Raw genomic sequence first — 12,219 nt, forward strand, 5'->3', positions numbered from 1 at the left:
ACAATTCAGCAACAACGTAACAACTCAGTCAGAGCGGTTTTCGTTATGTTCAGGGTCGGTGTGCGAGTTTCTTATTCTTCGCACCACCCACCAAATCGCGAGCACAATGAAGGGCACGAGAATGGCAACCGCCAGCTCAGGTGGCATGACATCGTGGATCCCGGGAACCCCTTTCACCAGATACGAAATCAGACTCACCACATAATATGAAATGGCGGCAACAGACAATCCTTCAACGGTTTGCTGCAGATGTAGCTGTTGTCTGGCCCGGTTATTCATCGAAGCCAGCAGGTCACGGTTCTGATGTTCCAGTTCAACATCTATCCAGGAGCGAAGTAACGAAATAGCCCGCATGAGTTTGTCAGACAGCTTCGCCTGTCGTTCTTTCACAGAACGGCAGGTTCGCATGGCTGGGGCAATGCGCCGTTGCAAAAAATCAGACCAGGTGTAGTAGCCTGGAACCGGCGTTTCGGAGAGCGTATTCAGCCTTTCCTCAACAATTTCATAGTAGGCCTGGCTTGCGCCAAACCGGTACAGATTCGCTGCAGCGCCGGCTTCAAGTTCTGCGGCAAGATTGGTCAACGCAGAGAGCAACTGTTCATTTTTACGATGCTCTCCGGTGCGCATTTCTTCTGTAATTTCAGCCAGTCGGTTTTCCACTCGCCTCAGTTCAGAGGCCATGGTTCTTGTAAGTGGTAAAGAAAGCAAAGCAAGCGTGCGATAATTTTCAATCTCAAGCAGCCGCTGAACCAGTGCACCCAGCTGTGCCTCTGTCAGGTCCCGTTCAAGTATCAGAATGCGTGTCAGCCCGTCTTTATCCTGGCGAAAATCAGAGATAATTGCGGCACGGCCATTTTCTGTTACTGAATAGCACCTGCTGACAGGATCTAAATTCGTTACTGCAGCCTCAGATTCTGCAGTCCATGGCAGAATATCCAGACGGGTACCACAGATAACCGAACCCGGTGGCGTGAAACCATGCCGGAAGGGGTTCTCTCCCCTTAACTGTCCGTCACGCGGATCGCATGTGGTACTCCATAAGTAGGTGGAAAACTCACCGTGTTTTTCACAATACAAAGCGCCTTCCCGCCACGTGATACCGTGCAGGGGTGCTGAATTTTCTGATGGTGTTAAACCAAGACGATCTGACAGCTCAACCATGACCCGCTGGTCACCTGACTGGTCGCCTTTAGTCATGAAAGCAAACTGCAGCAGGGTCTGTGGTGATGTGATAAGCAGGTGCGGACGCGCATGTACTTCATTGACAGCGGCCGTTCTGTCTTTATGAGCCGGCATCCCGTACACGGTTTCGGGTGATTGCATCTCAGAACGGATAGCAGATAATGCTGACTCTTTCATAAGACTCTCTCTTTTTCTGACGGCCAGTCACATTACGCTTCGAGAAAGATACCCGCAGACGTAAACGTCTGCGGGTTGATCTTCATACGCTGGCACAACTCATACCGTTCGCCTGATCGGCAAACCGTACAACATTTGTGTCGGATGCACCCTACGATCAGATGAAGGTATAGGAGCAGATCTTGTTACCAGCCGGATCACGCAGGTAGGCAGCATAAGCACCTGGCAGATGACCACGAGGACCCGGTTGGCCTTCATCAGTCCCGCCAGCAGCCAGGCCTGCGGCATGGAAAGCGTCAACTTCAGCAGGCGTGGCGGCAGCAAAGCCAATTGTCACACCATTGCTGGATGGCGCTTCACCATTGCCAGGACGGGCAATGATGAAAGCCGGCTTGTCACGGCCAAACAACACCCAGCCATTACCAAAAGGACCAAGGTTGTTGATACCGAGTGCACCTAAAGTGGCGTCATAAAACTCAGCCGACTTTTGAACATCTACAGCACCGATAAAGACGTGAGAGAAGATGCCATTGCCTGAAATAACTGGATTGGACATGGATTGTTTCCTTTAAAACTAATATTGAAAGATCGCCAGTGAAACCTGAATCAGTAGTGGATCACTGTACGAATAGATTTGCCTTCATGCATCAGGTCGAAGGCGTCATTAATCTCTTCAAGGCCCATGGTATGAGTCACGAATGGTGCGAGATCGATTTCGCCTTTCATCGCATCTTCAACCATGCCCGGCAGCTGGGTACGACCTTTAACACCACCAAAGGCAGAACCCTTCCATACACGGCCGGTGACCAGCTGGAATGGACGAGTGGAGATTTCTTTACCTGCACCCGCAACACCGATAACGACGGACTGACCCCAGCCACGGTGTGCCGCTTCAAGTGCAGAACGCATTACGTTTACGTTACCGATACATTCAAACGTATGGTCGACACCCCAGCCTGTCAGTTCAATGAGAACGTCCTGGATAGGTTTGTCGTAGTCTTTCGGGTTAATGCAGTCAGTTGCACCAAATGAACGGGCCAGGTCAAATTTCTCCGGATTGGTATCGATGGCAAAGATACGACCCGCTTTTGCCTGACGCGCGCCCTGTACCGCTGCAAGGCCAATACCACCCAGGCCAAAAATAGCAACCGTGTCACCTGGTTGTACTTTCGCAGTGTTGTGAACCGCACCGATACCTGTCGTTACGCCACAACCCAGCAGACAGACATGTTCATGATTCGCCTGTGGATTAATTTTGGCTAAAGACACTTCTGCGACGACGGTATACTCACTGAATGTAGAGCAGCCCATATAGTGGAAAAGAGGCTGGCCCTTGTAAGAGAAACGGGTCGTGCCATCAGGCATAAGTCCTTTACCCTGGGTGGCGCGAACAGAGACACACAGGTTAGTTTTTCCGGATTTACAGAACAGACACTCGCCGCATTCTGCCGTGTAAAGCGGAATAACATGATCGCCAGGTTTCACACTGGTGACCCCTTCGCCGACTTCCACAACAACACCCGCACCTTCATGACCCAGTACTGCCGGGAACACACCTTCCGGATCATCACCGGACAAGGTAAATGCATCAGTGTGGCAGACGCCGGTATGGGTGATTTTTACCAGTACTTCACCCTTACGAGGCGGCTCCACATCAATTTCAACGATCTCGAGGGGCTTACCAGGAGCAAATGCTACAGCTGCACGTGATTTCATATGTCATATCCTTTTATTACTGTTTTTACTGACCCCATCAGACGTCTGCCTGGCAGAGTTAACGGAGATATGAGCGAACAATGGAAATAGCGTCGTTGATAGATTTCGTCTGCGACCCCCTTCTTTTGTTCGTATCGGGAAATTCTTCCCTGAGATAGCTTTCCAGAACAACAGTCATCAGGCCTTTAACGGCTCCTCGTACCGAAGCCAGTTGCTGCAACAATGAAGAACATTCCGCTTCGTTTTCAATCGCCTGTTCCAGCGCTGCAATCTGACCTTTGATACGTCGTACCCGGACAAGCGCCTGTTTCTTTTCTTCTGGAGAATGTGGCATTGATTGTCCCTGTTAATCAGGATTGAAGAGACTATAGTATACCCCCCTATACTATGCAAGAAAAAATGTTGACCCCACGATGTACAAATCCAGACAGATGACAGAGTTGTATCAGGCACATTCGTACTTTAACGGTACACAATAGAAGTGAACAGAACGCCAACTTATTGGTACAGAACAAATAACTTTTCTTCAGTCAGGCATAAATGCCTTACGTCGGGTTGTCATAAACTATAGTGTAGTAGTGTTAACGCTGTCCGGGGCGTTCCAACCAGGAGAGATCATAATGTCCACAGGAAAATTCATTTTACATTCAGGCTATATCCCGTCAGGAGATCAGCCCGAAGCAATAGCCAGACTGATAGCGGGAGTCGAAGCAGGAGCGACACATCAGACACTTCAGGGGATAACCGGTTCGGGTAAAACCTTCACCATGGCGAATGTGATACACCGTTTGCAGCGCCCTACATTAATACTGGCTCCTAACAAGACGTTAACCGCACAGCTTTATCTGGAGATGAAGCAGTTTTTCCCAGAAAATGCTGTCGAATACTTCGTTTCTTACTACGACTTTTTTCAGCCAGAAGTCTATATCCCCGGAAGTGACCGCTTTATCCCGAAAGATTCCGCTATCAACGATCATCTTGAAAGGTTACGGTTATCTACGACCAAGGCATTGATTGAACGTCAGGATGTGATAGTCGTCGCTTCCGTCTCTTCGATATACGGATTAGGTGATCCGGACGCATACAGAGAGATCCAGATCCCGGTATACCCGGGACGACAACTCGCCCAGCGGGAGTTAATTCATCAACTGGCACGTCTGCAGTATGCCCGTACAGACAAAACTCTGGGACGGGCGATGTTCCGGGTTCGCGGTGACGTTATTGATATATTCCCTGCCGATTCCGAACATCAGGCCATCAGGGTCGAACTTTTTGATGATGTTATAGAATCCGCAAAATGGATTGATCCTGTCAGTGGGAAAATTGCGGGCGACATTGAACATTATTTAATATCACCCAAAACACTCTTTGTTACACCGACCGCAAAAATACCCTCAGCCACCAAAAGCATTCTTACTGACATGGAGAAACGGGTTGCTGAACTTAACAAAGCAAATCGTCTGATAGAGGCTGAGCGCTTATACGAACGCGTCAACAATGATGTTGAAATGATCCGTGAACTGGGTTACTGCTCAGGTATGGAAAACTATTCCTGCTATTTCAGCGACAGAAATCCGGAACTCCCACCGACAACGCTGCTGGATTACCTGCCAAAAAATGGCCTGCTCTTTGTTGATGAATCGCACGTAATGGTCCCGCAAATCTCAGCCATGTACAGTGGCGATCAGAGTCGCAAGGATACTCTTATCGATTTCGGCTTCCGTCTGCCCTCCTCAAAAAACAATCGACCCCTGAGTTTTGCTGAGTTTGAGAAGATTAAGCCCCAGACTGTCTTTGTTTCCGCAACCCCAGGTAAATATGAATTGCAGAAATCAAAGAAAAATGTTGTTCAGCAAATTATCCGCCCCACCGGTTTACTGGATCCCGAAATTGAGGTCCGAAGCAAAGACCAGTGTGTGGAGAACTTACTTGAAGAAATCCGTCATTGCGTCAACAGAAACAATCGTGTCCTGGTGACAGTGCTGACCAAAAAGACCGCAGAAGAACTGAATGATTTTCTGACAGAAAATGGGATCCTGTCCCGATATCTGCATTCTGATATCAAAACAGATGAAAGACAGGAAATTATCAATGGATTACGGGCCGGGGAATTTGATGTCTTAATCGGCATCAGTCTGCTGCGTGAAGGACTCGACATCCCTGAAGCCTCACTGGTCGCGATACTTGATGCTGACCATGCAGGTTTTTTACGTTCATCACACGCACTTATTCAGATGATTGGACGTGTGGCACGTAATGTGGAGGGTAAAGCCGTACTCTATGCAAACAGGATCACTCCGGCCATGAAACAGGCGATGGATGAAACGCACAATCGCAGGGAACGTCAGATAGCCTATAACCTGGAACATCATATTAAACCAGTGACTTCAGTTCGTAAGCGGAGTACTGAACAGGATGAAAGCGTCTATCCTGCCACTCATACAGAGGCATTCTGTTCAACGCTATCAGAGTTGTGTGAAAGAATTACTGTTAAAGAAAAGCAATTACTGGCGATCGAGAATTCAGGTGAGGAGAAGGATATAGAAAAATTAAGAACAGAACTGAGTGATTTGTATCGTCAATTTATATTCATGTAACAGCATCATAAAAATCATCCTGTATTAATCAGGATGATTTTTATACACACAATACTTTCCCTCTTGAAATCCGTATTCACAGGAATTACTTTCCGTGCTTCCAGTAAGGAGTAGTTCCGATTTCATCGATAATAAAATCAATAAAATCAATAAAATCAATAAAACCCCTTACTTTATATGACATGTTTTTTTGCGGATAAATAATCCAGATCGCTGATTCATTGGGGTACATACTGAATTCCCAGTCCGGAATAAAAAAGAAGAAAATGGTCCGTAAGATGTTAAGTAAATCCTGCTGAGCTCATCCCATTCCAGTGGACTGACTGAGTAATACATCTATCTGGTGGTGATCCCTGAGTCTGAGTACGGTAATCAGCTCCGGACGTTCAGCAAGACGAACCAGTTCGGGCAACGACAACTGCAGGAGTTTATCTCCGGTACACTTGTCGATACCTAGCCGAAACAGGGCTGTGTCTTCGTAATGATTCAGAACCCGCTGGGCAAGCAATAAATAGGAAAGATTGTGATGCCAGATTTGCCTCTCAATCTCTGCATTCATTATTTTCATTCAGATTCTCCCTTTTTCCAGTAACGTCTGGGGGCAATAACAAAAGAGTCAGGGCTCTGTTGTCGCCAGGTAATGCCGTAAAGGATGTATTTGATGTCCCCGGTCATCGAAGTTGACAGTTCTAAGCCAGATAGTTATCGCACTGGATATTCTTTCCCATTCATCCTGAATGATTGAATACATTACAACGTCCACGCTCCTTGATTTAAGTATTTGTTTATTACGCAGTACACCCTCTTTCTGGAACCCTAATCTCTCGGCAGATCTCATACCCTGAGAGTTGAGCCTGTCGGTTTGCCATTCACAGCGACGATATTTAAGCACATCAAAAACATATGATAGTATCAGGAAAATTGCTTCTGTACTGACTGAAGTTCGTTTGATAACTGGAGTAAGATGTACGCCTCCTATTTCTGCTACGTCATTTTTATTGTCGAGGTTATACAGAGAAAGAGTTCCCACAGCATTTTCTGAATTATTTTCTATAATGGCGTAATGATATACTCCCTTCTGTTGAATGAGTTGCTGAATATAACTGTGGGTTGCCTGTTTTGTCGGCGGTCTTTCATCCGGAAGATAGGTCCAGTCACGTGAATCCTCTATACTGTGCCATCCCTGGAAGAGGTCATTCCCGTGACGGGTGGACAGCAACTGCAGAGTGCAATAACGCCCTGGTAATTGGCGCAAATCAGGTAATGAAAGAGTGACGTCATCGTCAAGGTGACTGCCTATATATTGACCGAAATTATTTTGCTCTGTCATATTCTTCTCCTTAAGAAACGTAAGGATAACAATGAGAAGTTTCGGCGTTTATTTTAGATATAAGCAACTGAAATCTTAACGGTATGTACCATATCAGATGTATCCTGAGAAACATCATATATTAACAATAGCATATATTGCGTTTGTATCAACGCTTATATTCATTTTGAGAACATGTTCGCAATTAGTTAATTATCTCGAAGTAACGGAAATATGTCAGATATTATATTGTGATTATTATTGTGTGGGTATTAATGATGTTGTTCATTATTTAAACAAAAAAGACTGAGGGACCGTTATCCGGAAAATGTTGTATCGCCAGGAGGATAAAACAGGACAAGTTTAGCAACATACGAGAAAACCGCAAACCAAATGAAAAACCGTTTTGGCAATTTCTGAATGAATCAAGAATTGCTCCCTGACTCACCGATCGTCAGCGTTTCCCGAAGGAATCTGATTCCGTCTGATATTTCTTAAGGATAAGACCAAAATATGAAAAAAGGGAAGTCAGGATGACCTCCCACTAATTGCCTGAAAACCTGTATTTTATACATTACTGGATGTTGAAAACACTGAGCGAACGCAAGGCATGATGTACGCGTGCTGTTCTGTTTCCAGTGCTGGATTCATTGATGGCGCAACCACCTCTGCCAGTCAGTCTCACATAACTACATACCAGGAACCGCTAGTTAACCCAGTCCTCAGGTACCAAGGTCGATATCCTCTCAAACTCCAGCGCATTATTCGTCACCAGCACGGCACCGGCGACAATTGCGTGCCCGGCGATAGCTATGTCGATCGGGGTGCCAGCGAGGCGCAGCACCAGTTTAATCTCCGTGGTCGCATCTACCGCTGCGCAGTCCCAGGTCAGAACGGCACACAGAACGCGTCAACCAACTGCTCGCGGGGTGGGGAGGCCTTCGGACCTGTGGCGCCAAAGCGCATCTCGGAGTAAGTGATAACCGAGACCACGATACGCTGGTCACGCAGCACCGCCGGCTCCAGGCGCTTCAGCACCACTTCCGACTGCTCGCGCATGATGAACGAGCAGATGTTGGTGTCGAGCATGTAGATCTTGTTCACAGGTCAAATCGACCTTCATCGCTGACAACGTCCCCACGTTCCACCATAAAGTCCGGTTCGGCTTTTTCAAGCTGCGCGAACGAGCACCAGGTCGGCCGGACGGGACGCAGGATGATACAGTCCCCCTCCCGAACAATCTTCAGCTCGCTGACGCCCTCAAAATCCAGATCGCGAGGCAGACGGATGGTTTTGAGAAAAACATCGGGTAATGTACGCCAACTGGAATTTATCTCGCTACGTTACCGACAGTTCTGGCTCTGGTATGGATAATGAGTCAACTGAGATTTCGGAGAAAAAAAGATGCGTTATACCCGAACCAGCACTGCAACTGATGTCACTGATACACTCAGACAATACCAGGCTGACTTGCTGACAGGTCCTTGCTGGATGTCGGTATGGCCACTGATAGAGCGGCTACTGAGTCGTGAGAATGAAATGCAGTCGGTCTGGCAGAATATTGCCCGTCAGGCGCTAACCTGGCAGCAATGCTATTGTCTTCTGGAGCAAATCATACTGGCGGGCCGTTTCAGTAGACCTGATATCGTTTCCCGATTGAAAGAGGATTATCGCCAGCTTGAAGAACTGAACCGGACTATCAGTAAGGAGGCCGGTGAACTGGCACAGAAGATATTGGTCCGAGATGCGATCCTGAACCGGAACGCATTCACACTTGAGAGAACCACGCACATCGTGGAACTGATGGAGATGGCTGAAGATAATGATGGGCTTTACCGTTATTATCTTCATGAAACACTCGATGGCCTGACCTGTCGTTATGACGGAAAATACTGGCCGGGACTCCCTGGCGTCCTGCAGGTTATAGCAAGGGAGCACCCGGAAATTGGATGTCTATCAGAAAGCGATCGGGCCATCATTAACGGGCGCGGCAAAATGCTCCCCGATTATCTCCGCGAATTATTCAGTAGCATCGAGAACGTCAGGCAGGGTCCATGGGGTCTGCCGAAAGAATTTACGTTGACGGACAGTAGCCTGGCTACGCTGGCCACTGTAACACTGGATCATACTGAAGTGTTCTCCGCTGATACGGTAAAAGTACGCCGGAGTGAATTCAGCAAAAGAGGAGAGCGGGGAGCATGGCCATTTAAGCCACTGAAGGCAGTCGATATGTAGACCCCCGATGTGGACGAAGGTCTTATTTGCCTTCTGACTTTTCCGCCAGACCGACTGAAGTTCATGCCAACAGCAATCATAACGGTTACTGAATTACCAGGTGAATGCTTCTATAGTGGGATTACCTTAGGCACCACATGGAAAAGAAACAATGACGGTAGGATCACGCTGGTTTAAATTTGATTTTCATAACCATACCCCGGCCTCAGATGACTACAAAGTCCCAGATCTCCAGCCCCGGGAATGGCTGCTGGCTTACATGCGGCAACAGGTCGACTGTGTTGTCATCAGTGACCATAACAGTGGGGCATGGATTGACGTGTTGAAAGCGGAACTGGCGAACATGTCCCGGGACGCCAGTTCCGGTGAACTGGCAGACTTCCGGCCGCTGACTTTGTTTCCCGGTGTGGAGCTCACGGCCACCGGCAACGTTCATATCCTCGCCGTGTTGCACACCCAGAGCACCAGTGCCGAGGTGGAACGGCTACTGGCACAGTGCAACAACAACTGTCCTATTTCGCGTGAAACCCCCAACCATCATCTTGTGCTTCAGCTGGGACCCGCGGGCATTATCAGTAATATCCGTCGTAACCCGGAAGCTATTTGTATCCTCGCACACATTGATGCGGCGAAAGGCGTTCTGACAAGCCTTACTAATCAGGGGGAACTGACGGCCGCTTTTCAGTCAAATCCTCATGCAGTGGAGATCAGACACCGGGAGGAGGAGATTACGAACGGGACTCACCGGCGTTTAATTGCGGATTTGCCATGGCTTCGGGGATCAGATGCGCACCACCCTGAACAAGCGGGAGTGCGCACCTGCTGGCTGAAGATGTCCGAGCCTGATTTTGACGGTCTCAGGCACGCATTACTCGATCCGGAAAACTGCGTGCTGTTTGATGATAATCCACCGGAGGCACCAGCTTCACATTTGCGCAGCCTGACATTCAGGACCCGTCTTTGCCAGCCGGCAGATCAGTATGGAGCCTCCGTTGAGTTTAGCCCGTTTTACAATGCGGTGATTGGCTCCCGGGGCAGTGGTAAATCCACGCTTATCGAAAGTATTCGTCTGGCCATGCGAAAAACCGAAGGGCTGACTGTGTCTCAACGCAACAAGTTGAACCAGTTTAGTCAGATGGGGATGGGCATGGATGCGGATTCTTTCATCGAATGTGTGTTCCGCAAAGAAGGCACAGATTTTAGGCTCAGCTGGCGACCCGATGGTCGTAATGAATTGCATATTTTCAGCGAAGGTCAGTGGGTGCAGGACAATCACTGGTCACCAGATCGTTTTCCCCTCTCAATATACAGCCAGAAAATGCTCTACGAACTGGCGTCAGACACAGGGGCATTCCTGCGCGTCTGTGACGAGAGTCAGGTAGTCAACAAACGCGCCTGGAAAGAGCGCTGGGATCAACTGGAAAGGGAATACCTGAATGAGCAAATAACGCTGCGTGGTCACCTGGCCAGCCAGACGATCGCAGATAAACTGCAGGGGGAGTTGTCTGATGCTGAACGGGCCGTCAGTCAGTTGCGGTCGAGCGCTTACTATCCGGTTTGCACCCGCCTGGCCACGGCTCGGGCTGAACTGTCTGCAGCAACGCTTCCTCTGGAGCATCATGAACAGCATGTCGCTGGTCTGAGGGCGCAGGAGAAAGAGCCAGTACAAGTCCCGGAGCTCCAGGTGGAGCCGTCTGCGACACTGACAGCATTTATGACGCGTCTTTCTGACGTACAGCAAAAGTATGACCAGCGTCTTGACACACTGTTGTCGGACTATGCCGCGGAACTCAGTACCATTAGGCAGGACCCCCCTCTTCTCGCACTGGAAGAGGCGGTGCGTAACCAGGAGGAAACTGTACAACGTGAGGCCATGGTGCTACGAGAACAGGGACTCAATCCGAATGTCCTCGATGAGCTGATGACGCGCTGTGAGTCGCTGAAGTCGGAACTGAGAAATTACGCCGATCTTGACGGGACGATCGCGGCCTCAGCAGCGAGATCCACAGGATTACTGGCTGAAATGCGTAACCACCGGATGGTATTGACGGAAAAGCGGAAGGCGTTTCTGTCCTCTCTGTCTCTCAGCGCGCTGGATATTAAAATTCTGCCGCTCTGTGCCCCACACGAAGACACCGTATCTGGTTATCAGGCGGTAACCGGGATCGGCAACTTTGCCGATCGTATCTATGATGATGGTGACGGGAGCGGGCTGCTTCATAGCTTCATCAGCTTGCGCCCGTACAGTCCGCTACCGTCGGCAACGGAAAACAAATATCTTGCGCTGGATACGCTTAAAGCTCTGCATCTTGCCATCCATCGCGAGGAGCCGGGAGCAGGGTCAGAGCTCCACGGAGCTTTCAGAAATCGCCTTAAAGGTCTGAATGATGCGCAACTGGATGCCCTGCAATGCTGGTATCCGGATGATGGGATCCACATTCGGTACCAGACGCCCGGAGGAGGGATGGAAGATATTTCCTCTGCCTCACCGGGACAAAAAGGGGCGAGCATGTTGCAGTTCCTGCTGTCATATGGCACCGATCCCCTCCTGCTGGATCAACCAGAAGACGACCTGGACTGCCTGATGCTGAGCATGAGCGTGATCCCTGCCATCATGGCAAACAAGAAACGCCGACAGCTGATTATCGTGTCGCATTCTGCCCCAATAGTGGTCAATGGTGATGCGGAATACGTTATCAGTATGCAACACGACCGCTCTGGCCTGCACCCGGGGCTTTGTGGAGCGCTTCAGGAGACGCCGGTGAAGGAACTGATTTGCCGACAAATGGAGGGAGGGGAAAAAGCATTTCGTTCCCGCTATGAGCGGATACTCAGCTGATAAACGGCACCATCCCTGGGACAGAGAGACATGTCAGAAGAGTGGCACCTGCGTGCCGCTGAGTATCTGAAAACCCGAACATAGACCCCGATCAGGCTGCCCCAAGAGTTTGATCGGGGCCTATGAGGCCGATGAGTTACCCTTTCTTCTGACAGTCTTCTCCT

10 protein-coding genes and 1 pseudogene are annotated in these 12,219 nt (G+C 49.1%); 3 read left to right on the top strand and 8 right to left on the bottom strand.

Features of this window, described 5'->3' with window-relative positions:
- Positions 1-24 precede the first annotated feature (24 nt).
- The 4 genes from G0034_RS12005 to frmR all read right to left on the bottom strand — a co-directional run bounded on the left by G0034_RS12005 (position 25) and on the right by frmR (position 3,409).
- Complete coding sequence (locus tag G0034_RS12005) at positions 25-1,359, bottom strand: DUF3422 family protein (protein WP_000664785.1); 1,335 nt, start codon at positions 1,357-1,359, stop codon at positions 25-27.
- Between the two features lie 157 nt (positions 1,360-1,516).
- A complete protein-coding gene (locus G0034_RS12010) occupies positions 1,517-1,915 on the bottom strand; it encodes a VOC family protein (RefSeq protein WP_000070400.1) in 399 nt (132 codons plus the stop codon).
- 50 nt (positions 1,916-1,965) lie between these two features.
- Entirely contained in the window at positions 1,966-3,075 is a 1,110-nt protein-coding gene (locus G0034_RS12015; RefSeq protein WP_000842119.1) for an S-(hydroxymethyl)glutathione dehydrogenase/class III alcohol dehydrogenase, read from the bottom strand.
- A gap of 58 nt (positions 3,076-3,133) precedes the next feature.
- On the bottom strand, positions 3,134-3,409 hold the full coding sequence (frmR, locus tag G0034_RS12020) for a formaldehyde-responsive transcriptional repressor FrmR (protein ID WP_001120775.1): 276 nt from the start codon (positions 3,407-3,409) through the stop codon (positions 3,134-3,136).
- Positions 3,410-3,695: 286 nt separating this feature from the next.
- Here frmR and uvrB point away from each other — a divergent pair, with 286 nt between their 5' ends.
- Positions 3,696-5,672, top strand: coding sequence for an excinuclease ABC subunit UvrB (gene uvrB, locus G0034_RS12025; protein WP_000103071.1), 1,977 nt, complete (start codon positions 3,696-3,698; stop codon positions 5,670-5,672).
- Positions 5,673-5,973: 301 nt separating this feature from the next.
- Here uvrB and G0034_RS12030 read toward each other — a convergent pair whose 3' ends face one another.
- The 4 genes and pseudogenes from G0034_RS12030 to vapB all read right to left on the bottom strand — a co-directional run bounded on the left by G0034_RS12030 (position 5,974) and on the right by vapB (position 8,315).
- Positions 5,974-6,240, bottom strand: coding sequence for a flagellar transcriptional regulator FlhD (locus tag G0034_RS12030; RefSeq protein WP_000699996.1), 267 nt, complete (start codon positions 6,238-6,240; stop codon positions 5,974-5,976).
- 48 nt (positions 6,241-6,288) lie between these two features.
- Positions 6,289-7,002, bottom strand: coding sequence for a GNAT family N-acetyltransferase (locus G0034_RS12035; RefSeq protein ID WP_000139428.1), 714 nt, complete (start codon positions 7,000-7,002; stop codon positions 6,289-6,291).
- A 685-nt stretch (positions 7,003-7,687) separates the two neighbouring features.
- Positions 7,688-8,085: pseudogene (locus G0034_RS12040) on the bottom strand (type II toxin-antitoxin system VapC family toxin).
- A complete protein-coding gene (gene vapB, locus G0034_RS12045; protein ID WP_032140383.1) occupies positions 8,082-8,315 on the bottom strand; it encodes a type II toxin-antitoxin system VapB family antitoxin in 234 nt (77 codons plus the stop codon). Before vapB ends, G0034_RS12040 begins: the two are co-directional and overlap by 4 nt.
- A gap of 70 nt (positions 8,316-8,385) precedes the next feature.
- On the opposite strand from vapB, the gene G0034_RS12050 reads away from it, so the two are divergent.
- Complete coding sequence (locus G0034_RS12050; RefSeq protein WP_001270901.1) at positions 8,386-9,216, top strand: hypothetical protein; 831 nt, start codon at positions 8,386-8,388, stop codon at positions 9,214-9,216.
- Between the two features lie 151 nt (positions 9,217-9,367).
- The gene (ppl, locus tag G0034_RS12055; protein ID WP_000215804.1) at positions 9,368-12,055 is read left to right on the top strand and encodes an anti-phage protein Ppl; all 2,688 of its coding nucleotides are present in this window, start codon (positions 9,368-9,370) and stop codon (positions 12,053-12,055) included.
- Positions 12,056-12,219 lie beyond the last annotated feature (164 nt).

The sequence above is a fragment of the Enterobacter sp. T2 genome (genome assembly GCF_010692925.1).
In the GTDB taxonomy this organism is placed as follows: domain Bacteria; phylum Pseudomonadota; class Gammaproteobacteria; order Enterobacterales; family Enterobacteriaceae; genus Enterobacter; species Enterobacter kobei.